The organism is Burkholderia sp. HAN2018 (assembly GCF_024704855.1).
Classification (GTDB): Bacteria; Pseudomonadota; Gammaproteobacteria; order Burkholderiales; family Burkholderiaceae; genus Burkholderia; species Burkholderia cepacia.
Genome location: NZ_QOBB01000015.1, coordinates 36,042 through 59,757, shown reverse-complemented (window position 1 = coordinate 59,757; position 23,716 = coordinate 36,042). Strand labels below are relative to the sequence as shown.

Below are 23,716 nucleotides of genomic sequence, written 5' to 3'. Positions count from 1 at the left end.
TAACGAACCGTTGCGAGGCTGTCATGCAAAACCTGAGCGTAGTCCAGGCCGTGATGCTGGGCGGCTTGTTCATCTTCGTGGCCGGCGGCGCGCTTGTCGCGATGCTGCTGTTCGCGCCACGCAGCATCCAGCGCCGGATCCAGCAGGCCGGTGGAACCGGGGCGGGCGCGACTGCCGTCGCGGGCACCGGCGACGGCGACGACCTGGCGTCGCGCTGGGTTGCGAAGCTGGTGGAGCTGTCTACCCCGATCTCGAGGCTGTCGGTGCCGAAGCAGGGCTGGGAGAATTCGCCGCTGCGCATCCGGCTCATGAATGCCGGCTGGCGCAACCAGAGTGCGGCCGCGCTTTATTTCACCGCGAAGACGGCATTGGCACTCGGGTTGCCGTGCGCGGCGCTGCTGGCGCTGATCACGACCCGGCTCGGCGACGAGCGCGAGATCCTGTCGGTCATCCTCGTCGCGCTTGCCGGCATCGGCTACTACATCCCGAACATCGTGCTGTCGCAGCGGGTCAAGGTGCGCCAGCAGAAGATCTTCGAGGATTTCCCGGACGCGCTCGACCTGCTGACGGTCTGCGTCGAAGCGGGGCTCGGGCTCGACGCGGCGCTGATGAAGGTGAGCGAGGAGCTGCGGTTCAGCAGCGAGGTGGTCGCGAGCGAACTCGACCTGCTGCTGCTCGAGATGCGCTCCGGTTTCACGAAGGAGACGGCGCTGCGCAATCTCGCGCTGCGTACCGGCGTGGAGGACATCGAGGCGTTCTGCGCGATGCTGATCCAGGCCGACCGGTTCGGCACGAGCATCAGCGAATCGCTGCGCGTGCTGTCCGACATGCTGCGCACGCGGCGCCGGATGCGTGCAGAGGAGCGGGCCGCGAAGATCGCGTTGAAGCTGCTGTTCCCGTTGATCTTCTGCATCTTCCCCGCGCTGATGGTGGTGCTGCTCGGGCCGGCCATGATCCACGTCTATCGCGTGCTGCTGCCGACATTCGTTGGCATCGCACAGTGAACGACGGGCCGGAATTGCGCCGGAATCGACACTGAAGGTTCAGCGTGCCGGGCGGCCACCCCCGCCGGCCGGCACGGCGACAGGCTTCATGGAGGCTCCCTCCCCAGGCGGCGCCGCGAGACAGGTTGACCATAGCGGCGTCAATGCATCCTGGACCCATGGTCGGCCATGGAACTAGCCGTAGTCCACCGCCTGATCGGCTGCCCCCTACTGCTAACCTGAATGCCGGCGAAGTTTGCCGGCATCACGTTGTACGCGATGCAGCGGTGTTCGCGCGGCATCACGGCCGCCCTTCGCTCGGCACTTCGGCCGCCTTGCTGAGCTCGCCCATGACGATCTGCGCGATCACGTTGGCCGGTGCGCGCCCATCCGGCGCGGCCGCCGTGTTCGCCCACGTGACGATCGTCGTCTTCGTGACCGGGTCGTAGCCCATGAAGGTATTGAAGCCCGGGATCTCGCCCGTATGTCCGTAGAACGTGCCGAATTTGGCCAGGCCCAAGCAGTAGCTGGCCGACCTCGGGTCGGACGAATCGATCGGCGTGCAACTGGCGAGCCGTTGCGCCTGAAGGTTGGCGTTCAGGTAGCCGCCGCCCACCATCCGCTGCACGTATGCGGCCAGTTCCGTCACGGTTGAAATGCCGGAGCCCGCCGTCCACGCCCACGACGTATTCACGCGGGTCACGTTCGTCGGTTGCAGCGTGCCGTTTTTTGCGTCCGCCTGGCGTTGGGGCGACAGCGTGTCGCTGTCGGTCGTCTCGGCATTGGTGCCCCATTGATAGCCCTGCGGCGCCGGTGCCGGCAGCGACGTATCCTGCTGCGGCGGGAGCAAGGTATTGGCCAGGCCGAGCGGCGCGAACAGGCGCGCGTTCATCGCATCGGCCGCGCTCATGCCGGTCAGTTGCTCGATGATGAGCCCGAGCAGCACCGTGTTCGTATTCGAGTAGCGAAATTCCGCGCCGGGCGCGAAATAGACCGGCTGGCCTTCGGCGATACCCAGCAGTTCCGACGTGGTCCACACCTTGTCCGGCTGCGCGTCGAGCGTCTGGTTGAACGCGAGATTCGTCGAATAGTTGTAGAGGCCGCTGCGCATGGTCAGCAACTGTTCAATCGTGATCGTATTGCCGTTGGGCACGTTCGCGACGAACTTGCTGACGGTGTCGCCGAGGCTCAGCCGGCCTTCCTGCACGAGTTGCAGGATCACCGTGCCGGTCCATGTCTTGGTCACGCTGCCGACGCGAAAGTGCGCGTTCGTCGGTATCGGCGTGTTCGTGCCCCGCACGGCCGTGCCGAACGATTCGAGCCAGTTCCCTTGCGGCGATTGCACATAGACGACTGCGCCGGGTGTCTGCGTATCCGCGAGCAGGGCGTTGATCTGCGGGCGCGCCGCGTTCGCGAACGCCGGCACGCTCGAGCCCGGCGAACTGTCGCCGCCGCACGCGGAAACGGCGATGCCGATGACCACGGCCGGTGCGACGGCCACCATGCCGTGCGCCAGCCGCCGCGATACGTTCGACAAGAACCGGGAGGTTGCTGAAGGATTCATCGCGCGGGTCCTCCGTGGTCGTGACGTATTGCCTGCGTTGTCTTCTCCAAAACTATAGGACAGGCGCGCCGGTGCGGGCAGCATGCATCATTCGTCCGACGAAACCGGCCGGGCCCGTTCGTCCGGTCGAGGCCCTCACTGAAAATGATGCACGTACCGCAGCACCATCCGCGTGCCCTGCGGCCGGTTCCGCGCATAGGTCTCGAAATACGCGTTGAACATCAGGTGATCCTGCTGCGAGAAGCTGTACATGGCCCCCGGGCCGATCGCGAACACGGCCTCCCGCGTGCCCGGCACGTCCTGCCCGTTTTCCTTCATGTCGGTGGTCTGGCGCAGCCAGTAGCCGTTGAGCCCCAGCCGCAGGCCGGGGCGCACCTCGTACTCGGTCGCGAAGTTCGCGTGGATCGCCTGGCCGGCCTGCGTCGACGTCACGTCCGGGCCGAGCGACGTGGCCGGCCGATGGTTGGTCGCGTTCCACAGATAGTGCAGCCGCCACGACACGGTCCATTTCGGCGTGAGCCACAGCGTCGCCGCCCAGTACGGGTCGAACGACCAGACATGGCTGCCCGGGTTGATCGCGCGCGACGGATCGTACGCGCCGGTCGGCGCGATGAACTGGAATTCCACGCGCTGCGCGAAGCGCGGGCCTTGCGCGCCCATCACCGGATCGAACTGGACGAACGGGCCGATCAGCAGGTCGCCGAAGCCGGCGCGCGCATTCAGCGCGACGTTGCCGATGCCGTCGTCGGTCCGCGCCGACGCGACCCACGGCAGGATCACGTCGAGGCCCGGATGCATGCCCGCGAACGTCAGCGGCGACTGATAGACGAGCTGGCTCAGCCCCGCGAACAGGTCGATGTCCTGCTTCGGCAACCCGACCTTGTTGCCCGCGTTGTCGTTGACGCGGCCGGCCGTGTAGTACTGCAGGTACTGCGTGCCGTACCAGCCGGAGCCGGCCGGCGGCATGCCGTCGAGGAAGCTGGTCATGCCGAGGTTGACCGCCGGCAGGTCGGTTGCGCGGGCCGGCGCGCTTGCGGCCATGCCGGCGATCGAGAGGCCCGCGACGACGAGCAGGCGAGAGCCGAATTTCATGTTCACCACCTCCTGGTTGTTTATCGGTATAACTAATCAAACGGTTCGAAAAAGATCGGGGTGATCGGCGATCGCACGATACTGGCCCGCGTGAAACACCAGCGGCGCCTTGCCGAACGCGGCGAACTGTTCGATCTGGCCGATGAAGAGCAGGTGATCGCCGCCTTCGTAATGGCCGACGTTGCGGCACACGAAGCGCGCGCTCGCGCCGTCGAGGCAGGGCACGCCGCCGGCGTCCGAATCCGCGTGCGGCACGCCGTCGAACTTGTCGGCGCTGGGCGTCGCGAAGCGGCGCGACAGGTCGATCTGGTCGTGCGCGAGGATGTTGATCGCGAAATGGGTGGCCGCGACGAAATCCGGGCGGCTCGGCGCGACCTTGCGGAGGCTCCACAGCACGAGCGGCGGATCGAGCGACAGCGACGAGAACGAATTGGCGGTGAGGCCCACCTTGCGTCCGTCGGCCGCGCACGTGGTGATCACGGTGACGCCGGTCGGGAACTGCCCGAACGCGGCGCGCAGCTGCATCGGGTCGAGGGTCGGGCGGTCGGTAGCGATCGTTTCCATGTCGGTTACTCCGAACGCGCACTGTGCTCGCGGATGAACGCCGCGCAGGCCGACGGCTCGAACCACCACGGCGAGAACCGGCGCGGATCGTCGAAGCCGTCGACGATCGCCGCGGCGAGCGACGGCAATTGGCCGGCCGCGCCGAGCAGTTCGAGGATGTGCGGCGGCGGCGGGGTGAGCAGCGAGTTAGTCCAGCGCACGACATGCTGCGCGTAGGCCCAGTAGCCTTCGAACGTCTGCTGCATCCAGTCTTCACTGAACGGCGCGGCATCGCGCGCGACGATCGCATCGAAATATGCGTTCGCGCATTTCGCGGCGTTGTTCGAGCCTTGCCCGGTGATCGGATCGTTGACGACCACCGCATCGGCCATCCCGAACACCGTGCGGCCCGACGGCAGCCGGAAGAACGGCTTGCGCACCGTCGGCGCGAAGCGGCCGGCCAGCGTGCCGTTCGGATCGGTGAGCTCGACGTCGCGACAGCGCTCGAATTCCCACGGCACGTATTGCCGCAGGAACGACAGGCTCCGGTCCAGATGCTGCTCGGGCGTCTTCACGTCGGCCCAGCAATCGAGCGGGCCGCCCGGAATGCCTTCGAACACCATGATTTCGCACGGGCCCGTCGTGGTCAGCGCGGGGAACACGAAATACTCGCCGATGCCGGGCAGCAGGTTGAAGCGCACGCGCGAATACGGCTGGCTCGGCGTCATCCCTTTCACATAGGTGAGGGCCAGCGCGCGTTGCGGGCGGTCGAACGCGCTGCGCGCGTCGTCGCGGCCGAGCAGGTTGACGATCTCGCCCTTGCCGGCCGCGAGCAGCACGAGGTCGTGGCTGCGCGCCAGTTCCTCGAGTTCGGGCACGCCGATGTCGCCGATGCGCACGTCCGCGCCACGGCGGCGCACGCCGTCGAGCCAGTCGGCCATCTTCACGCGCTGGTCGACCGACTGCGCGTAGCGGGTCAGCCGCGACGACCAGTCGATCGCCTTGCGGCCGCCGCTGTCCGGATGCGGTACCGCGATGCCGATCCCTTCGACGGACGGGCACGCTTCCTCCCAGGTGTTCAGGCCGAGGTCGCGTTCGATCTGCAGTGCGGTATGGAACATGCACTGGCTCGACATGACCTTGCCAGTGCGGATCTGTTCGGCGTCGCGATTGGTCGCGAGCGTCACGTGGTAGCCCTGGCCGAGCAGGGCGAAGGCGAGTTGCAGGCCGGACTGGCCGGCGCCGACGATGGCGATGCGTCTCATGGGGATGTCCTTGGTTGGCCGGATGCCGGCCGGAATGATTGCGGGAAGCGGCGGCGGGAAACGGTCACTCCGCGAGCCGCGGAATGGCCGGCACCGCCTGTTCGGGGCCCATTGCGGAATAACCGCCATCGACCGCGTAGTCGGCGCCCGTCACGAAGCTCGCCGCGTCGCTGCACAGGAACGTCACGACCTGTGCGACCTCGGACGGATCGCCGACGCGGCCGAGCAGGTGGAACGGCGCGGCGACGCGATCGGTCTTCGCGCGGTCGCCGTGCGTCAGTTCGTCCATCACGCGCGACCACGTCCATCCCGGCGATACCGAGTTGACGCGAATGCGCTCGGGCGCGAGATCCATCGCCATGCTGCGCGTGAGCTGGCGGATCGCCGCCTTGGACGTCGGGTACAGCCAGCGGCCGGTCTGCGCGCACTCGGCCGAGATCGAACTGAAGTTCACGATCGCGCCGCCGCCGCGCCGGGCCATGTGCGGGTGGACGGCCTTCGCGAGCATCGCGGCCGACACGACGTTGACGTCCATCGCGGCGAGCCAGTCGTTGCGGGTCGCCTGGATGCCGTTGTCGACGTAGCTGCACGCGAGGTTGACGAGCACGTCGATCGCGCCGAACCGCGCGACGATCGCCGATATCGCACGTTCGATCGCGCGATCGTCGGTGATGTCGAGCGCGACGAACATGGCCTTTTCACCGAGCGAACCGGCGACGCGCGCGCCGTTGTCCGCGTCGAGATCGAGTATCGCGACGCATGCACCGGCGCGGCTCAGGTCCTGCGCGACCGCGGCGCCGATCAGCGTGGCGCCGCCGGTGACGATCGCGACTTTGCCAGCAAGGGCAGTCATGGGGTGTCTCCGTGAATCGTGGGGTGAGGGAGGGGGCGCGTCAGTGCGCACCCGTCGACGGCTCGCTGTCCTGCCAGCGGCGCATCAGGCCGTTCGACGGCACGGTTTCGTCGAGCAGCTTGCGGGCCGTTTCGACGCCCGCGACCGGCAGGCCGGCCGGATCGAGCAGGCCGATCTGCACGAGCACGCTCGCCTGGTCCCAGTAGATATGCTCGTGATAGAGCTTGTCGCCGCGAAACTTGACGATCGCGACGAGTGGAATCTCGACGCGCTTGCCGGTGGGCGCGATGCCCGGCAGCATCCAGTCGATCTCGGTGGTGTGCGTGAAGCAGAACAGCAGCTCGTCGACGACCTGGCTCGCGCCGATCGTGCGCGAGATCGGCGTGATCGTCGTGTCGGGCGGATTCGCATGCACGAAGTGATGCGTGTAGAAGCGCTTGAGCTCGTCGTGGCCGACGCCGCCCGTCAGCGTCGGAACGTGGTTGACGTACGGCTCGGCGACCATCGTCGCCATCGTGGCATCGACGTTGCGCGTGGCGAATTCGTGTTCGAGATGCGCTTCCCACAGTGTGGACAGGTCGTAGTGCGGGCCGAGCGCGGCGCGGAACGCGGCGATCGCGCGCTGGTGGGCCATGACCGCGGCGGCCTTGTCGAAATGATCGCCGCCGACGCGGGCGAACGCGTGATCGACGCCCGGATACACATACACTTTGACGGCGTCGCGGCCGGACAGCGCGTCGGCGATGCGCTGCTGCGCGTCGGGCGGGCAGAAGCGGTCCAGCCCCGCGATCTGCAGCACGAGCCGGCCTTGCAGGTGCGCGGCCTCGTCCAGCGCCTGCTCGATGCCCACGCCGTAGTAGCTGACCGCCGCGGCCACGCCCGGCAGCCGGCACGCGGCGAGATAGGCGAGCTTGCCGCCGAGGCAGTAGCCGAGCACGCCGGCTTCGCCCGTGCATTCCGGTTGCTGCCTGAGCGCGTCCAGCGCGGCACCGATGTCCTCGACGCCCTTGTCTTCGTCGAACTCGCGATACAGGGCCATCGCGCGCTCGACATCGGCTGCCGCATGGCCGAGCTCGATCCCCGGCGCCTGGCGCCAGAACAGGTCGGGCACGAGCACCGTATAGCCTTCCTCCGCGTAGTAGTCGGCGGCCTCCCGCATCGTCGCGTTCACGCCGAAGATCTCGTGACACAGCACGATGCCCGGCCCCTTGCCGCCGGCCGGCGTGCTCAGGTAGGCGCGAAACGTTCCGCCGTCCGGCGACGGAATGTCGATGTGACGTCCTTTCATCTGTCCCTCCGTTGAATTCATTGCTGCGACGAGCCCAGTATTGGCGGACGAAACGTGCGCTTCTATCCGCTTTCTTCGGCCGGTATCCGCGAATTCCGGAAACCTGCGGCACCGGCCGCCGCGCGTGGGCAGGCGCGCGGCCGACTGCGGGTATGTGCGGATGCGGAAAGCCCGCACAGTTTTCTACGATGCGCGAACGGTCCGTTTCTTGCGTCGTTTGCGCGGGACTTGCGTGCTTTGGCGGCCGGACTGTCCGGATACTCCGGGCGCTATCCGGATCGTGCGGCGAATGCCCCCACACCGGGAACGCATGCACGGCGCGAGTGCAACCGAGCATGACGGGAGAACATCGATGGCGCAATTTTCCGGAACGGGCTGGCTGGCCGACACCGCCTGTTTCAATCACGACAACCTGCTGCTGCAGTCGAACGATGTCGACGAGGTGCGCGCGCGTGTCGCCGACGTCTTCAAGCCGCACCGGCTCACGCCGACCGGCGAATCGCGCGCGCTGCACAGCTGCATGCATCATGCGCGCTGGGGCAACCTGTCGTTGAACCTGCTCGATTACGGCGGCGGGGTCAGCATCGAGCCCGGGCCGCTCGAGCACTTCTTCCTGTTGCAGATCCCGCTGCGCGGCGACGCGGAGATCGAGTGCGGATCGGCGCGTTTCGTGTCGTCGCCGGGCACCGCGTCGTTGATCTCGCCGACGCTGCCGCTGAAGATGCGCTGGGGCGACGCGTGTCCGCAAGTCATCGTGCGCATCGAGCGCGAAGTGATGGAGCGCCATGCGCAGCGGCATTTCGGCGACGACCGGCGCGCACCGGTCGAATTCGAACCGGCATTCAGCCTGTCGTCGTCGCAAGGGGCGTGTCTCGCGCAGTTGCTGCCGGTCCTCGCCAGCGCGATCGCGACGGACGCGCATCCGCTGCGTCATCCGCTCGCGTTCGAGCCGCTCGAATCGACGCTGCTCAACCTGCTGCTGCACGGCCACCCGAACAGCGCGCGCAACGGCACGCGGCACCTGCCGGTGACGCTCGCACCGTTCTACGTGCGGCGCGTCGAGGATTACATTCGCGCCCATCTCGACGAGCCGCTGACGATCGAGCGGCTCGCCGACCTCGCCGGCGTGAGCCCGAGCACGCTGTTCGCCGGCTTCCGCCATCGCCACGGGATCACGCCGATGGGCTTCGTGCGGCAGTTGCGGCTGCAACGTGTGCGCGAGGAGTTGCTGGCCGACGAGTCGCCGGGGCTCGCATCGGTGACGGACATCGCGCTGAAATGGGGCTTCGCGCATCTCGGGCGGTTCGCGATCGAGTACAAGCGGGCGTTCGGCGAGTCGCCGTCGGCGACGCTCAGGATGCGGCGCGTGCGCGCCTAGTACCGCCGACGGCAGCCCACGGCCGTTCCCGGGGCGCATGCAGCCTGGCGTTCCCGTCTTTCATCTGCCTTCCTCGCGGGCCGCCGCATGGATCGATCCCGCGCCGGCCCCGCCTCCAACGCGCCAAACGCCGGCTTTTCCCGCCGGCGCACTTTTTTTAAAGACTCCGTTACGTTCGCCCGGTATGATCGCTGCGCTCGCGAACGACGCCATTGGCCGTTGCATGCCGACTCGCGCGCAACCAGCATCGCCGGCATGACAACACGGGGCGGGCGCCGGCGCTGCGTCGCGCCGAGATCGCGCCGCGATCAGATCGAATCGGCCACCAGCACGACGGAGCATGGAACGATGGTAACGGGGACGGGCGCGGCGAAACGCGCGATGGCGATCGCCGCCGGAGGCGCGTTGTACGTGGCGGCAGCGGGCGGCGCGCACGCGCAGGCATCGGGTGCGGCAGCGCCGCCGGCGGCCGTGCTGCCGGAAATCGACGTAACGGGGAAGGGCGACCGCTCGTCGAGCGGGCTCGTCGGGCTGCGCACCACGGCCGGCACGAAAACCGATACGCCGGTGGCTGAAGTGCCGCAGACGATCAACATCGTGACCGCGCAGCAGATCGAGATGACCGGCGCGACCGACCTGAACCAGGCGTTGCGCTACGTGCCGGGATTCGCGACGTTCGGCGCCGACAGCCGCACCGACTCGTATGCGGCGCTGCGCGGCTTCACGCCGACGCTGTACGTCGACGGCGTGGCCGCGCCGCATACGGCCGTGATCGCGGACTGGCGCGTCGACCCGTACACGATCGACTCGATCGCGGTGCTGCGCGGGCCGACGTCGGTGCTGTACGGCGCGGGCGAGCCCGGCGCGATCGTCGACGCGCACACGAAGCTCGCCGACGGCGAACGCGTCCGTGAAGCCGGCGTGCAGATCGGCAACGACGCGCGCAAGCAATTCATGGTCGATGTCGGCGATACGCTCGACCCGGACGGCCGGTACGCGTATCGCTTCGTCGGCGTGGCGCGCGACGGCAACGCGGAAACCGGCCCGAACGGCGACCGTCGCGTCGCGCTGGCGCCGTCGTTTCGCTGGCGGCCGAACGCCGACACTTCGCTGACGCTCTCGGCGACGTTCCTGCAGGACAGCGGCGATATTTCGTCGAACTTCCTGCCTGCGTCGGGCACGGTGCTGCCGAACCCGAACGGTCGCCTGTCGCAGGACATCTACATGGGCGACCCCGGGTTCAACGACTACCGGAAGAAGCAGTGGTCGCTCGGCTACGCGCTGGAGCACCGCGTGAACGCGATCTGGTCGCTGCACCAGGATGTGCGCTGGTCGCACCTGTCGCTCGACGACGCGACGGTGTTCGGCAACGGCTTCGCGCCCCGCAGCACCACCAACATGATGCGTACCGCAGGGCTGTTCCAGCTCAACTACAGCCGGCTCGACATCGACAACCACGCGCAGGCCCGCTTCGGCACGGGGCCGCTCGAACATACGCTGCTGCTCGGCGTGCAATACGACCGGCAGACGACGACCAACAGCGTGTGGCTTGCGATCGCGCCGTCGCTCAACCTGTATCACCCCGTATACCGGCCCGTCACGGACGCGATTTTCTCCGGCCCGACGTCGCTCGGCCACGTCGACCAGTACACGGCGATGAACACGTTCGGCGTATACGCGCAAGACCAGATCCGCTGGAAGCGCTGGACGCTGACGCTCGGCGGCCGCGAGGATTTCGTCAATGCGCGGTTCGACGACCGGACGGCCGGCAAGCAGGCGCGGCAGGACGTCAGTGCATTCTCCGGGCGCGTCGGGCTCACCTATCGGGGCGACGGCGGGCTGTCGCCGTATGTGAGCCATTCGACGTCGTTCGATCCCGTCATCGGCGTGCGGTTGTATGGCGGCGGGCTGCCGAAGCCGACACGCGGCACGCAGACGGAAGCCGGGTTGCGCTGGCAGCCGCCGGGCCGGAACCTGATGCTGAGTGCGGCCCTCTACCAGATCGACCAGACCAACGTCGTGACGCCGACGCCGGTCAATCTCGACCCGACCGGCACGACGTCCGTGCAGACCGGCAAGGTCCGCTCGCGCGGGATCGAGCTGAGCGCGGTCGGCAAGGTCACCCGCGAGTTGTCGGTCGTCGCGTCGTACGTCCATCAGGACGTCAAGAACGTGCAGGCGAACGACGCGTCGCTGAACCGCTGGCCGGTGGCCGTGCCGCTGCCGCGGCAGATGGCTTCGATGTGGGCCGACTGGACCTGGCGCGCGGGCGCGCTGTCGGGCCTCGGGCTCGGCGGCGGCGTGCGTTACCAGAGCGCGTCGGCGGGCGCGCCCGACAACTCGCTGACGGTGCCGGGCGTGACGCTGGTCGACCTGGCGCTGCACTACGAGATGCCGCACTGGCGGTTCGCGCTGAACGTCGCGAACCTGTTCGACCGGCGTTATGTCAGCGGTTGCCAGTCGTATAACGTGTGCGTGTTCGGCAACGAGCGGACCGTGCTCGCCAGCGCGAAATACAACTGGTAGGCGCGAGCGCACGGAACGCGTCCTACGCGTCGCGTTGCGGCTCCCGGCGCGCGGCGCGTTCACCGGCGTGGCGCTGGCGCCGCCACTCGGTCGGCGTGAGGCCGAAACGTTCGCGGAATGCGGTGGCGAAATTTGCCGGCGTGGAAAAACCGATCTCCTTCGCGATGCTGGCAATGCTGAGCGACGTCGAATCCAGCAGATCCTGCGCGATCCGCAGCCGCTCGTGCCGCAGATACTCGAACACCGTCTGGCCGAGATTGTCGCGAAACGCCCGCGACAGCCGCTTTTCATGCGTGCCGACCGCGCGTGCCAGTTGTTCCACCGTCGGCGGATCGTTCAGCGTCCGCGCCAGGTGGCGGATGGCCGCGCGCACGATGATGTCGTCGTCCTTGCCGGTCACGAACACGCTTTCCGTGTCGACGGGCCGCTCGCGCGTCGCCCGCGCGAGCTGCACGCGAATCCGCGCGAGCACTTCGGCCGGCTCGAACGGCTTCACCACGTAGTCGACGCAGCCGATCTCGAACCCCTCGAGGCGTTCGTGCAACGCGCCCGCCACGGTCAGGAAGATGACAGGAATCGCGCACGTCAGCGGATCGGCGGCCAGCAGCCGGCACGCGGTGAAGCCGTCCATGCGCGGCATCCGGACATCCATCAGGATCAGGTCGGGCATGAGCGCCTGCGCGCGCTGGCACGCCTGCAGCCCGTCGGATGCAATGCTGATCCGGCACCCGGTGCCGCGCAGGATGTCGATCAGCAAGCGAAGCTGGTCGGGCTGATCGTCGACGATCAGGATATGGGCGTCGCCCAATGCGGAGGTCGATGGATGCATCGTGCACCTGTTCTGGAATGGCTGCTGGCTGCGTTCCTGCGGGTGGCCGGCCCGGCTCGGATAATCGTTGGAAACTGCTCTATGGCAACGCACAAGCGCATCGATATTCGGATTTCGCGCAAACCGCGCGACAGACGACCGGTCGGCGTAATACCCGGCGTTGCTTGTATTGATCGCTGATCCGGTAAGGACGCGACGCGTTGCCGTCGCCGCGCGTGGAAAAGGGCGCGGCTGACCGTGTCGATGCGAGCCGAATTGTAGGGGGATATTTCGATTCTTGCCAGACGCATTGACTCTATTTGCTTCATTCGAGTTTTCTGATTCTTAATCAGATATTGCGATTTGCGTTGGCGGTGTGGCACCCTGATACCTGTCCATTTCCGCCATTTTCATTCTTGCCCGCATGCGATCGCGCGGCTCGGTGGTTTTTTCTGCAGAAATATTTTCGCTGGAATTTGTTTTTAATCCGCTTCGGCAAAGCATTTGTCCGCTCGACAAAACATCCGGATTAATTCCGGCGCCGCGAAATCGTTTGCGAGATGCGCATTTTTAACGCAACTTATTGAATATATTGGATTTTACAATCTATAAAGAATGTCGCCTTCAATAATTTAAGTGCGTGTCTCATAATTCGTCCGAACTTTGAACGCAGGGTTGCACGGGGCAGCACAAGGCACGGAGGGTTGTGACGGACGTTGCGTGATTCGGGGCCGTGGCATCAATTGATGCTCGTCCGAACGCATGTCCGTAGCGCTCAGGCGCACGTCCGGTTGCCGTCGATGAAATAAAAGAAGCGGGGTTGGTCGCGGTCGGCGCGACATCAAATCAGGGGTGTCCATAACGGCGGGTTGAATCTCCGGATTCAATCGATGGGCGAATTCGCCCATATAAAACGATATGCATTCCTAATGCATTAAGCGGATTAACGGAACGGGCCGTCACACCAACGGCGTGCCCGGGCTTTCGAACGTCCCGTCGCTACGGGCGGGCGATGCGTGTCGCCTTCGACACGCTCGGGCCGGGCATCGGAATCGGGTTCCGCACTGAAGTCGTAATCGTAATCGCAGTCGCAATCGCAGCTGAATCCTTCAAGCAAATTAAGTAGTCCGTATACAAACCAGACGCTACAAAACGGAGCAGAAGACCATGAAGAGGAAGCAGATTTCGGCGCTCGCCGCCGCCATGTTCACGGGCGCAGGTGTCCTGATCGCGGGGGCCGCGCATGCGGACAACTTCGTCGACCGCGGCAACCCGGACAACGCGCTGAACGGCCAGTGCATCGACGGGACGAACCCGCTGTGCGTGTCGACCAAGAGCGGAAGTTACGTGGCGGTGAGCACGGCAAACGTCACGATGGGGACGAACGCCAGGGCCGGTACCAGCGGGATCGCGATCGGCGACCAGTCGAATGCGAGCAGCAAGGGCGGCACCAGCAGCGGGGGCGCGATTGCGATCGGCGTCGGTTCGCAGGCGCTGGCAAACTCGGCCACGGCCATCGGCACGGTAGCCGTCGCGCAAGGCAATACGTCGCTCGCCGTCGGCCGCCAGTCGGCCGCGGTCGGCGACTTCTCGATGGCGCTCGGCAACGTCGCCGATGCGCGCGGCACGAGCTCGATCGCACTCGGCCACTCGGCGCTGGCAAGCGGCGACCGTTCGGTTGCGATCGGCGGTGCGAACCCGACTTCGAGCGACGGCGTGTCGGCCGGCGCGTCGTACGACGCGGCGACACAGACGCGCGCCGGCGGCACGCAATCCGTGGCGATCGGTGCGGGCGCGCAGACGAACGACAACAACCAGGTGGCGATCGGCTCGGGCAGCGTCGGCGCGAACAGCGGCGGCACGCCGGTGTTCGGCGGTACGGCTGCGCCGGTCGGCGGCGCGGTGTCGTTCGGCGCCATCGGCGCCGAGCGTCAGCTCAAGAACGTCGCGGCGGGCGCGGCCGATACGGATGCCGTCAACGTCCAGCAGCTGAAGAACGTGAACGGCACGCTCAGCACGAGCATCGCCAACGTCGACGCGCGCGTGACGTCGGTCGGCAATTCGCTGTCGACCACGATTTCGAACGTCGACCAGCGTGTGACCAGCGTGGGCAACAGCCTCAGCACCAGCATCGTGACGGCGACGAAGAACGTCGTGAAATACACCGACGATTCGCACGCGGCGATCGCGCTCGACGGCAGCAACGGCACCACGATCGGCGGCGTCGCGGCCGGCGTCGCCGACACCGATGCGGTCAACGTCGGTCAGCTGAAGGGCAGTGTCGCCCCGCTGCAGACGTCCATTTCGACGGCGGCATCGAACATCACGAACCTGCAAAGCAGCGTCACGGACATCAATACATCGCTGAGCACGGCAACCACGAATATCGGCAACCTGCAGGCGGCTGACGCACGCAACGTCAAGTACGACGGCCAGAGCGGCTTCGATTCGGTGACGTTCGCCGGCACGAACGGCACGACGCTGCACAACGTCGCGGCCGGTGTCGCCGATACCGACGCGGTGAACGTCGGGCAACTGAACGGCGGCCTGTCGTCGCTCAGCACGAGCGTGACGAACAACCTCAGCACGACGCTCGGCAACCTGAGCACGTCGATCACCAACCAGATCGGCGACGCGACGAAGAACGCGGTGCAGTACGACGATGACGCGCACAGCGGCGTGACGCTCGGCGGCAAGGGGGCGCAGTCGCCGGTCGGCCTGCACAACGTGGCGGACGGCGTTGCCGCGAGCGATGCCGTGAACGTCGGCCAGCTCGGCAAGGCAACCGACTCGCTGAACCAGTCGATTACGAATGTCGGCAACCAGGTCACGACGAACACGGGCAACATCGCGGCGCTCCAGCAGGACGCGCTTCTGTGGAACACGAACCTCGGCGCATACGATGCGAGCCACGGCGGCAACGGCCCGCAACGCATCGGCAACGTCGCGGCCGGCATCGCCGACACCGATGCGGTCAACGTCGGTCAGTTGAACAGCAGCGTCGCGCCGCTGCAATCGTCGATCTCGACCGCCGCGTCGAACATCACGAACCTGCAGAGCAACGTCACCGGCATCAATGCGTCGCTGAGCACGGCGACCACCAACATCAGCAACCTGCAGGCGGCCGACACGCGCAACGTGAAGTACGACGGCCAGAGCGGCTTCGACTCGGTGACGTTCGCCGGCACGAACGGCACGACGCTGCACAATGTCGCGGCCGGTGTCGCGAACACCGACGCGGTGAACGTCGGGCAACTGAACGGCGGCCTGTCGTCGCTCAGCACGAGCGTGACGAACAACATCAATACGACGCTCGGCAACCTGAGCACGTCGATCAACAACCAGATCGGCAACGCGACGAAGAACGCGGTGCAGTACGACGATGACGCGCACAGCGGCGTGACGCTCGGCGGCAAGGGCGCGCAGTCGACGGTCGGCCTGCACAACGTGGCGGACGGCACTGCCGCGAGCGACGCCGTGAACGTCGGCCAGCTCGGCAAGGCAACCGACTCGCTGAACCAGTCGATTACGAACGTCAGCAACAACGTGACGACGCTCGGCAACCAGGTGACGACGAACACCGGCAACATCGCGGCGCTCCAGCAGGACGCGCTCCAGTGGAACGCGAACCTCGGCACCTACGACGCGAGCCACGGCGGCAACGGCCCGCAACGCATCGGCAACGTCGCGGCCGGCAAGAACGGCACGGACGCGGTCAACGTCGACCAGTTGAACGCGGCGATCCAGGACGGCACGAGCCAGCTCGATGCACTCGCCGTGAAGTACGACGATGCGAGCAAGAAGCAGGTTTCGCTCGGCGCGGGCAACGGCGGGAGCCCGGTGCGCCTGACCAACGTCGCGGAAGGCAACGTCGCGGCCGGCAGCACGGACGCGGTGAACGGCGCGCAACTGCGCCGTGCAACCGACGGCACGGCGGCCGCGCTGGGCGGCGGTGCGACGGCGAATCCGGACGGCTCGATCAGCGCGCCGGACTATAAGGTCGGCGGCGGTTCGTTCAACAATGTCGGCGACGCGCTCACGAATCTCGACGGCCGCGTTCTCAACAACACGACGACGCTCGAGAATCACGAAACGCGCATCGGCAATGCGGAAACGAACATCGCCGGCAACACGGCCGCGATCGCGGGGCTGCAGCAGGACGCGCTGCAGTTCGACCCGACGCTCGGCGCCTACAACGCGGCGCGCGGCGGTGCACCGACGAAGCTGACGAACGTGGCCGACGGCAACGTCGCCGCGGGCAGCACGGACGCGGTGAACGGCGGCCAGTTGTCGGGCGTGAAGTCGTCGCTCGAACAGCAGATCACGCAGGTGTCCAACCAGGCGGGCGAGGCCGTGAAGAACGTCGTCAAGTACGACGTCGACGCGAACGGCAACCGGATGAATTCGGTATCGCTCATCGGCGGCGACCCGAATGCGGCCGTCGTGCTGAAGAACGTCGCCGCGGGCACCGCCGATACCGACGCGGTGAACGTCAAGCAGCTGAAGGGCGTGCAGTCGAGTCTCAACCAGCTCGGTGCGCTCGCGGTGCAGTACGACGACGCGTCGAAGAGCTCGATCACGCTCGGCGGTGCAGGCGGCACGCGCATCACCAACGTGCAGGCCGGCACGCTCAGCGCAACCAGCACGGATGCGGTGAACGGCTCGCAGCTCTACGCGACGAACCAGCAGGTCGCGAAGAACACGACCGACATCACGAACCTGCAGGGGAACGTGAACAACATCGCGAACGGCAAGGCCGGCCTCGTGCAGCAGCAGGATCCGAACGGCGCGATCACGGTCGGGAAGGACACCGGCGGCACCAGCGTGAACTTCTCCGGCACGTCGGGCGACCGCGTGCTGACCGGTGTCGCGGCGGGCGTGAAGGACAACGACGCGGTCAACATGGGCCAGTTCAACAACGCGCTGAAGAACGCGGCGGCCAACGACCAGATCCGTGCGGCGGCGACCGATGCGAACACGACGTGGATCGCACGTGCCGATGCCGGTTCGATCGGGTCGACGGCAACCGCAACCGGCAAGAACGCGGTGGCGGTCGGCCAGGGCTCCGTTGCCGATCGCGACAATTCGTTCTCGGTCGGTGCGATGGGCAGCGAGCGCCAGGTCACGAACGTCGCGGCCGGCACGGCGCCGACCGACGCGGTGAACGTGCAGCAGCTGAACGACAACCTGTCGACCGCCACGTCGCAGGCGAAGGGCTACACCGACCAGCGCATCGGCCAGGTGTACAACTCGTTCAACGACCTGAAGAAGGACATGTACGGCGGCGTGGCATCGGCAATGGCCGTGGCCGGCCTGCCGCAACCGACGGGCGCGGGCCGCTCGATGGTCTCGGCGGCGACGTCGAACTATCACGGCCAGCAGGGTTTCGCCGCCGGGTACTCGTACGTGACGGAAAGCAACCGCTGGGTCGTCAAGGCGTCGGTGACGGGCAACACGCGTTCGGACTTCGGCGCGGTGGTGGGCGCGGGTTACCAGTTCTGACGTTGTCCGCGCAGTATCGATCGAACGGTGGTGTCGGGCAGCGGTCGTGATGCCCGACATCGGCGGGAGATCCGTGGCCCGGGGTGTGTCTGTCGACCCCGGGCCATCGACGCTTGAGGCGTCGCGAAGAGCGGTATGGCTACGCCGGGCTCGTCCGGCAGCCGATGCCGTCGATGGATGATTTATTCGCCGATTGTGGAGATAATCGGCGCTGGCGCAATGCACTCCGCATTGAGCGTGTCCGAGCACGTCTTCCAGTCCCGTATTGGCGCCGACAACGACAAAATGAAAACGATGAAACCCGAGAACAGGATGCTTCCCGCGCAGCGCGTCGCGTTGCCGCGTCACATTGGGCTGCCTGCCTTCGCGGCGAGCGCCGCGTTGCCATCGGCTTTGCCGGCCGGTTACGGCGGCAGGTGCCGCTAGCGCCCGGACAATCCGCGCCATGGGTTCGACAAGAGAACCGGCGCCCGAATCGATCGGCCGGGCAACCGGTATCGAACGGCGATATCAATTGGTGCACCCGTGAGCGTGCATCGGGTCACTTGAAGACGCATCCGGGGTAAAGGCACATGATCGGGAAAGTTGCATGGCTGTCCGTCGTTTCGCTTCTGGTCGCGGCATGCGGGGATCGTTCCGGTCAGGCCGATACCGCGTCGAATGCGCAGCCGGCGGCCGCGTCGGCGACGCAGGCCGTTACCTCGCAGCGCGCAGGGCGCGACTCGCCCGTGCCGCCCAGGCCGGGCCAGGTGCTGGAGGGCATTTACCAGAAGGACGCGCATGGCGAGGCGACGATGGAGATCGCCAACGGAAGCCAGGCCACGTATTGGTACGGCCACGCGTTCGACCTGAACGGCGGCCGCTACTTCACCGGCTTCGCGTACGAGACGCCGAACAAGTACGCCGAACAGGAGAACACCGCCGAGCCGGCGCCCGATGCCAGGGTGACGATCACGGAGGCGACCTTCGAATGGATCTCGGACGGCGGCGTGGCCGGCTGGAACATGATCGAGTCGGAACGCTCGATCGGCGAGTTTGGCCGCTACGAAAAGGCTGACACGATCGACGACAGGGAACCGGCCGTGAGCACGACCCTGCCGGACGGACGGATCGTACTGGCCGTGCCGACCTGGTACCTGGCTTCCGGTACCCGGATCAAGTCGTTCGGCATGTTCGTCTATCGGCGCACCGATGCGTCCAGCAATCCTGACGATACCGACTGGACCTATGCCGGCAACGTATTTCGCGGTAACGACAGCGGCGCGGCATGCGAGGCCGCGGGTACCGGCAACCGGATACCGTGCGTGGAAAGCTCGTCGACGCTAACCTTCCTGCCGGCAGACGGCCGGGACTGGCCGCGCCTTCGCGTGGCGATGACCGGGACGGGCATCGACAACGCCGGCCGGAAAAAGACCGAGGGCGCCGCGGATGTCGTCGAATACCGGTTCAATCCGAAGACGAAGGTTTACGAAGCGGCGAAGACGTAGGGCGGCATGGGGCGTGTCGCTTTCAACGATGGTTCCACCTGTCCAGAAAGAGGATCCAATGGAGATGGCTCTCTCGAGCAATTAGGTGGGCGGCTGCCGGAAGTGATGTGGTTCAGCCAAATCACGGACAAATGCGAATGGCGCGATCCGCAGCGCTCGCAACCGCGCCCCGATCCGCGATTTCTCGCGGGTTCGCGCGCTGTCGAGCCAGGCGGCGAATGCGAATTGTCGAATGCGAGCCGCGGCTCGTATTCTGGGTGCGTCGGGCGGAACGGCATGGGGCCTCCGCCGATCGACGCATGACGGAGACTCGCAATGACTGCCATGACGCAAACCATGAAGCTCAATCACCTGAGCTTCCCCTCCGCCGACACACTGGCGACGGCCCGATTCTTCGAGCGGCATCTCGGCTTCACGATCGCGGGAAGCTGGGACAAATCCTGGATCCTCAAGCGCCCGGGCTTCGACGTAGTGATCGATCACGCCGGCGACGATGAGACCGCGTGGCCGACGAATTTCCACGTCGGGTTCGAACTGCCGAGCCTCGATGCCGTTCGCACGTTGTTCGAACGCTTCAGGGAAGAGGGCGTCGAGATGGTGACGGACGTCTTCAACAACGGGCGCGGTTCGCGTTTCTTCTGCCGCGCGCCGGGCGGCGTGATGTTCGAGCTGAACACGCGCGCGGATGCCGCGCCGGAATATCAAGGCACGTTCGACGACTGACGCCGGCAAGCGTCATACCGCGTTCGGGTGCCGGCGCGGGCCGCCGTTTCAATGACCGTGCAGGTCGGGAAGGCTGCGCATCTCCATCACGTGCAGATCGCCGCAGCGCGCGACATGGCCGTGCCGCACCACCCGCGATGCCGTTGCACCGGATTTCAACAGCAAGAAACGGAGTGTCTGCCTGCAAACGGTCGCCTACATTGCCGTGACTGACCTCACTCACGGGATGTGAAGAAGATGACCTTACTCGACGGGAAAGTCGCCATCGTCACCGGTGCCTCCACCGGAATCGGCCGGGCGATCGCATTGATGTTCGCGGCGCATGGCGCGTCAATCGTATTGGGCGCGCGAAGCGAATCCGCGTTGAATCAGGTGGCCAGCGAGATTCGTCGTCACGGCGGGCAGGCGTTCGCCTGCGCCGGCGACGTCTGTCACGTCGATACGCATCGAAGGCTCGTCGCGACAGCCCTGCGCGAGTTCGGCGGTCTCGACATCGCGATCAACAACGCGGGAACCGTCGGGCCGCTCAAACCGCTCGCGGACATCTCGCTCGACGATTGGCAGCACACGCTGTCTACCAATCTGACGGCCGCCTTCCTGGGCGCAAGCAACCAGATTCCCGCGATGCTCGAACGCGGAGGCGGCTCGATCGTCTTCACGTCCAGCTTCGTCGGAACCAGCGTCGGGCTACCCGGCATGTCCGCGTATGGTGCGTCCAAGGCCGGCTTGATGGGACTGGTGAAGGGCATCACCGCGGACTACGCGGCACGGGGGATTCGGGCAAACGCACTGTTGCCGGGCGGTGTGGACACCGCGATGGGGGGAGACCGTGAGCAGAAGGAATGGGCGGCCGGGCTCCACGCGATGAAGCGCATCGCCCGCCCCGACGAGATCGCATCCGCGGCGCTGTTTCTGGCGAGCCCGATGGCCAGTTTCGTTACCGGCTCGGCCCTGTTCGCCGACGGAGGCAATGCGGCCGTGAAGTGAATTCGCATCGCCGCAAACGCGCGTCGCGCCGCGCTCAACCGCCGGCGCGAACCAGCATGTCGATGACCGCGCGGGTGCGCGAAGGCAGGGTGATCTCCGTCCAGTGCAGATGCGCGTATTTCGGGTCGTCACGCAGGCCGGCGAACTTGACACGATTCCTGGCGAACGTGGTGTACGACCACAGCAGCACCGACTCTCGCGAAAATGCCATCCGCAGCGACTCGCGGTTGCCGTGCGAAAGTTCGGTGCGCATGAGCCCGCGGCTCAACGTGCGCCAGAGCACGCGGGAGAACACCGTCCGCCGCCCGAAGTTGAGCCAGATCACGTGAGTGGCTCTCGACCAGAGCACGTCGCGCACGGCGCTGTAGTTCCCGTCGGCGACCCATCGGTCGCCGGCCGTCGCGGCCAGCACGGCGCGCTCGAACTGTTCCGGCGGCACGGCAGTCCAGTCGGGGCCCCAGTAGAGTCGATCCAGCTCGATGTACGGGCAGCCTGCTGCCACCGCCAGTGCGCTGGAAAAGGTGGATTTCCCCGCTCCGCTGGTTCCAACGACGACGAAGCGCATGGGTTTGATCGCGGTTGAATGTTGAAGCCGGCTATTGTGCCTCATGCACGAAGCGGTCGCTCGGCTGCGGTTCGTCATTGAATATCGGCCATGGCCCTGCTTGCCCCACCACACTTCCTGCATTGTCGGGGCGGGCGGAGCCGGGAGCCCCTCGCCGCTCCGCAACGGTCATTTGAATTCGGCGTCTACCATTCGTTTCCCGCACCTTTGTACAATCAGCCGCTTCAGTCCTGCCGCCCACAACCGCGGCAAACCCCGAAAAAAATAACGTGAGAGAAACGATGGCGACCGAACCCGGATTTCAGACGCGCATGTACGCGGATAGCGCCCGCGACGGGAGCCCGTCATGTGCGCTCGAATGGGCAACGACCGGGTGCGCGTTCCGACCGGATCGAGGGCTGGCATGAGCGACAAACCCGTTCTTGCCGCCGGTGCGCCGTGCGAACCTGCGGCGTCGGCTGCTTCCCTGATGGCACTGGCGTGCCTGGTCGTATTCATGGCGCAAATGGCGACGACGGTGTACCTGCCGTCGCTGCCTGTCGTCATGCGCGAGTTGAAGATGACGCAAGGCGGCGCCGAGTTATCCATCTCCGCCTATGTGATCGGTGCCGCGCTGCCGGTGCCATTCTGGGGCGCTGCCGCGGAACGCTGGGGCCGGCGCGGCCCGCTGCTGATTTCGCTGCTGCTGTTCATTGGCAGCAGCCTGCTGCTCGCCGGCTGCACGGTCGCACCGGCGCTGCTCGTGTTGCGTGCCATCCAGGGCATCGGCGGCGGCGGCGCGGCGATCATCGCCCGAATCATCGTCCGCGACAAATGGCGCGGCGACGAACTGGCGCGACGCCTCTCCGTGTTGTCGATCGCCTTCATCACGGCCCTGGGCGGCGGCCAGTTCATCGGCGGGCTCATCGGCCGATACAGTCATTGGCAAACGGGTTTCGTGCTGATGGCCGTCGTCGCCGCGCTGTCGATCGCGTTGTCGTACGCGTTGCCGTTGAAGGCGGGAAGCCGAGCCGCCAAACCGTCGGGCCTGGCCGGTACCTACTGGCTCCTGCTGCGGCGCCCGGGCTTCCTGTGGCCAGCCTGCGCGGGCGGATTGGGGTTCGCGACGACCGTCACCTTGCAGGAGGTGAGCCCGTTCGTGTTCCAGGAACATTTCAAGCTGGCCGTGACGAGCTTCGGCAGTATCGGCCTGCTGCTCGGCGTGGCCTATTTCAGCGGGGCGATGCTGGTCAACCGTCTCGTGAGACGGCATGGCGGCGCCCGGCTGATGCATGCCGGCGCCGCGTTGCTTGCGTTCGCAACCACGTTGATGCTGGTGTCGTGGCTGAGCGGCCTGCTGACCCATTTCTCCGGCCTGTGGATCTTCATCGCGCTGTATTGCCTGGCGATCTTCGGCCAGGCGGTGCTGTTTCCGAACAGCATGGCGACCGCCGTCAGCGATGCGCATGAACACGGCGCGCATGCGATGGCCTTGTGCGGTTTCCTGCAGCAGGGACTGGCGGGCATCGCCGCGACGGCTGCGGTGCTGCAGCACCATGGCGGCACGTGGACGCTCGCTGTATTCGTGCTGGGGGCGCTGACGTGGCTGGTGGTGCAGGTCAAGGTGCGGGGCAGGTAGGCGGCCGACGTCGACGGATGGTCCATCGGCCGTATGCATCTCTCGCGAAAACAGCGGCGTGCGGCCGCGCATCCGCGTCACGCTGCGCGGATAGGGCGATACAAGAGGCAGTGTGACGCACTCATGCTGCCGGCTGAGCCGTACCGCTCAAACAAAAGATTCGTAGAAAACTTGTTCTCGCGCGTCATTCGCGAGGCTTTTACTACGAATTAAAAGGCAGTGTCATCAAGGGCGAGAATCGCAGGGGCATTAAAAATCCCGGCGGCGCGCCCGGAATGGCAATAATCAAAATCAATATTTAATAAAGCAAATAGCATCTGCCGCGCTACCTCGAGCTTCACACCCTCCATCCCGCCCGACCCGCGCCACGCACGCCTTTCCCCAGTAACGGCGGGCCCGTCACGCACATTCCGCCGATGCGGCGTTGCCGAAACCGGCATCGTAGCCGACGAGATCATTTCAGATTTCTCACCAAATCATGACTCGATTAACATCGCCGACAGAAAATATTAACCTGTCAGAAAATATCTTGTA

General features: G+C 66.1%; 18 protein-coding genes. 9 read left to right on the top strand and 9 right to left on the bottom strand.

Features of this window, described 5'->3' with window-relative positions; genetic code table 11:
- Window positions 1-23: 23 nt before the first annotated feature.
- A complete protein-coding gene (locus DPV74_RS05820; RefSeq protein WP_060084650.1) occupies window positions 24-1,004 on the top strand; it encodes a type II secretion system F family protein in 981 nt (326 codons plus the stop codon).
- Window positions 1,005-1,284: 280 nt separating this feature from the next.
- On the opposite strand, the gene DPV74_RS05815 is transcribed toward DPV74_RS05820, so the two are convergent.
- The 6 genes from DPV74_RS05815 to DPV74_RS05790 all read right to left on the bottom strand — a co-directional run bounded on the left by DPV74_RS05815 (window position 1,285) and on the right by DPV74_RS05790 (window position 7,588).
- Window positions 1,285-2,547: a serine hydrolase gene (locus DPV74_RS05815; RefSeq protein WP_119336745.1), complete on the bottom strand. Its 1,263-nt coding sequence runs from the start codon at window positions 2,545-2,547 to the stop codon at window positions 1,285-1,287.
- A gap of 135 nt (window positions 2,548-2,682) precedes the next feature.
- Complete coding sequence (locus tag DPV74_RS05810) at window positions 2,683-3,639, bottom strand: transporter (RefSeq protein ID WP_119336746.1); 957 nt, start codon at window positions 3,637-3,639, stop codon at window positions 2,683-2,685.
- Window positions 3,640-3,675: 36 nt separating this feature from the next.
- The gene (locus DPV74_RS05805) at window positions 3,676-4,203 is read right to left on the bottom strand and encodes a flavin reductase family protein (protein ID WP_060316759.1); all 528 of its coding nucleotides are present in this window, start codon (window positions 4,201-4,203) and stop codon (window positions 3,676-3,678) included.
- A 5-nt stretch (window positions 4,204-4,208) separates the two neighbouring features.
- Window positions 4,209-5,447 carry a styrene monooxygenase/indole monooxygenase family protein gene (locus tag DPV74_RS05800; protein WP_119336744.1) on the bottom strand — a complete coding sequence of 413 codons (1,239 nt, stop codon included), beginning with the start codon at window positions 5,445-5,447 and terminating at the stop codon, window positions 4,209-4,211.
- A gap of 64 nt (window positions 5,448-5,511) precedes the next feature.
- Window positions 5,512-6,300 (bottom strand): SDR family oxidoreductase, encoded by a 789-nt coding sequence (locus DPV74_RS05795; protein WP_119336743.1) that lies wholly within the window; start codon window positions 6,298-6,300, stop codon window positions 5,512-5,514.
- A 40-nt stretch (window positions 6,301-6,340) separates the two neighbouring features.
- Entirely contained in the window at window positions 6,341-7,588 is a 1,248-nt protein-coding gene (locus DPV74_RS05790; RefSeq protein WP_119336742.1) for a dienelactone hydrolase family protein, read from the bottom strand.
- Between the two features lie 352 nt (window positions 7,589-7,940).
- Here DPV74_RS05790 and DPV74_RS05785 point away from each other — a divergent pair, with 352 nt between their 5' ends.
- On the top strand, window positions 7,941-8,966 hold the full coding sequence (locus DPV74_RS05785) for an AraC family transcriptional regulator (RefSeq protein WP_119336741.1): 1,026 nt from the start codon (window positions 7,941-7,943) through the stop codon (window positions 8,964-8,966).
- A 348-nt stretch (window positions 8,967-9,314) separates the two neighbouring features.
- On the top strand, window positions 9,315-11,492 hold the full coding sequence (locus tag DPV74_RS05780) for a TonB-dependent siderophore receptor (protein ID WP_119336740.1): 2,178 nt from the start codon (window positions 9,315-9,317) through the stop codon (window positions 11,490-11,492).
- A gap of 22 nt (window positions 11,493-11,514) precedes the next feature.
- Here DPV74_RS05780 and DPV74_RS05775 read toward each other — a convergent pair whose 3' ends face one another.
- Window positions 11,515-12,321, bottom strand: coding sequence for a response regulator (locus tag DPV74_RS05775; RefSeq protein WP_027792706.1), 807 nt, complete (start codon window positions 12,319-12,321; stop codon window positions 11,515-11,517).
- 1,146 nt (window positions 12,322-13,467) lie between these two features.
- Between DPV74_RS05775 and DPV74_RS05770 the strand changes: the two genes are divergently transcribed.
- The 5 genes from DPV74_RS05770 to DPV74_RS05750 all read left to right on the top strand — a co-directional run bounded on the left by DPV74_RS05770 (window position 13,468) and on the right by DPV74_RS05750 (window position 20,999).
- A complete protein-coding gene (locus tag DPV74_RS05770) occupies window positions 13,468-17,802 on the top strand; it encodes a YadA-like family protein (protein WP_119336739.1) in 4,335 nt (1,444 codons plus the stop codon).
- A gap of 135 nt (window positions 17,803-17,937) precedes the next feature.
- The gene (locus DPV74_RS05765; protein ID WP_124544445.1) at window positions 17,938-18,228 is read left to right on the top strand and encodes a hypothetical protein; all 291 of its coding nucleotides are present in this window, start codon (window positions 17,938-17,940) and stop codon (window positions 18,226-18,228) included.
- A 146-nt stretch (window positions 18,229-18,374) separates the two neighbouring features.
- Complete coding sequence (locus tag DPV74_RS05760; protein WP_119336738.1) at window positions 18,375-19,289, top strand: hypothetical protein; 915 nt, start codon at window positions 18,375-18,377, stop codon at window positions 19,287-19,289.
- Between the two features lie 315 nt (window positions 19,290-19,604).
- The gene (locus tag DPV74_RS05755) at window positions 19,605-20,012 is read left to right on the top strand and encodes a VOC family protein (RefSeq protein WP_027792704.1); all 408 of its coding nucleotides are present in this window, start codon (window positions 19,605-19,607) and stop codon (window positions 20,010-20,012) included.
- Between the two features lie 237 nt (window positions 20,013-20,249).
- Window positions 20,250-20,999, top strand: coding sequence for an SDR family oxidoreductase (locus DPV74_RS05750; RefSeq protein WP_060316894.1), 750 nt, complete (start codon window positions 20,250-20,252; stop codon window positions 20,997-20,999).
- A gap of 34 nt (window positions 21,000-21,033) precedes the next feature.
- On the opposite strand, the gene DPV74_RS05745 is transcribed toward DPV74_RS05750, so the two are convergent.
- Window positions 21,034-21,564, bottom strand: coding sequence for a toxin (locus DPV74_RS05745; protein WP_119336737.1), 531 nt, complete (start codon window positions 21,562-21,564; stop codon window positions 21,034-21,036).
- Window positions 21,565-21,967: 403 nt separating this feature from the next.
- Here DPV74_RS05745 and DPV74_RS05740 point away from each other — a divergent pair, with 403 nt between their 5' ends.
- On the top strand, window positions 21,968-23,182 hold the full coding sequence (locus DPV74_RS05740) for an MFS transporter (RefSeq protein WP_240439930.1): 1,215 nt from the start codon (window positions 21,968-21,970) through the stop codon (window positions 23,180-23,182).
- Between the two features lie 209 nt (window positions 23,183-23,391).
- Here the strand turns inward: DPV74_RS05740 and DPV74_RS05735 are convergent, their stop codons facing one another.
- Window positions 23,392-23,523, bottom strand: coding sequence for a hypothetical protein (locus DPV74_RS05735; protein WP_257942958.1), 132 nt, complete (start codon window positions 23,521-23,523; stop codon window positions 23,392-23,394).
- Between the last annotated feature and the right edge of the window lie 193 nt (window positions 23,524-23,716).

Coding starts and splice junctions, on each gene's coding strand:
- DPV74_RS05820 (WP_060084650.1), top strand. CDS start 24: ATGCAAAACCTGAGCGTAGTCCAGGCCGTGATGCTGGGCGGCTTGTTC.
- DPV74_RS05815 (WP_119336745.1), bottom strand. CDS start 2,547: ATGAATCCTTCAGCAACCTCCCGGTTCTTGTCGAACGTATCGCGGCGG.
- DPV74_RS05810 (WP_119336746.1), bottom strand. CDS start 3,639: ATGAAATTCGGCTCTCGCCTGCTCGTCGTCGCGGGCCTCTCGATCGCC.
- DPV74_RS05805 (WP_060316759.1), bottom strand. CDS start 4,203: ATGGAAACGATCGCTACCGACCGCCCGACCCTCGACCCGATGCAGCTG.
- DPV74_RS05800 (WP_119336744.1), bottom strand. CDS start 5,447: ATGAGACGCATCGCCATCGTCGGCGCCGGCCAGTCCGGCCTGCAACTC.
- DPV74_RS05795 (WP_119336743.1), bottom strand. CDS start 6,300: ATGACTGCCCTTGCTGGCAAAGTCGCGATCGTCACCGGCGGCGCCACG.
- DPV74_RS05790 (WP_119336742.1), bottom strand. CDS start 7,588: ATGAAAGGACGTCACATCGACATTCCGTCGCCGGACGGCGGAACGTTT.
- DPV74_RS05785 (WP_119336741.1), top strand. CDS start 7,941: ATGGCGCAATTTTCCGGAACGGGCTGGCTGGCCGACACCGCCTGTTTC.
- DPV74_RS05780 (WP_119336740.1), top strand. CDS start 9,315: ATGGTAACGGGGACGGGCGCGGCGAAACGCGCGATGGCGATCGCCGCC.
- DPV74_RS05775 (WP_027792706.1), bottom strand. CDS start 12,321: ATGCATCCATCGACCTCCGCATTGGGCGACGCCCATATCCTGATCGTC.
- DPV74_RS05770 (WP_119336739.1), top strand. CDS start 13,468: ATGAAGAGGAAGCAGATTTCGGCGCTCGCCGCCGCCATGTTCACGGGC.
- DPV74_RS05765 (WP_124544445.1), top strand. CDS start 17,938: ATGGCTACGCCGGGCTCGTCCGGCAGCCGATGCCGTCGATGGATGATT.
- DPV74_RS05760 (WP_119336738.1), top strand. CDS start 18,375: ATGATCGGGAAAGTTGCATGGCTGTCCGTCGTTTCGCTTCTGGTCGCG.
- DPV74_RS05755 (WP_027792704.1), top strand. CDS start 19,605: ATGACTGCCATGACGCAAACCATGAAGCTCAATCACCTGAGCTTCCCC.
- DPV74_RS05750 (WP_060316894.1), top strand. CDS start 20,250: ATGACCTTACTCGACGGGAAAGTCGCCATCGTCACCGGTGCCTCCACC.
- DPV74_RS05745 (WP_119336737.1), bottom strand. CDS start 21,564: ATGCGCTTCGTCGTCGTTGGAACCAGCGGAGCGGGGAAATCCACCTTT.
- DPV74_RS05740 (WP_240439930.1), top strand. CDS start 21,968: ATGAGCGACAAACCCGTTCTTGCCGCCGGTGCGCCGTGCGAACCTGCG.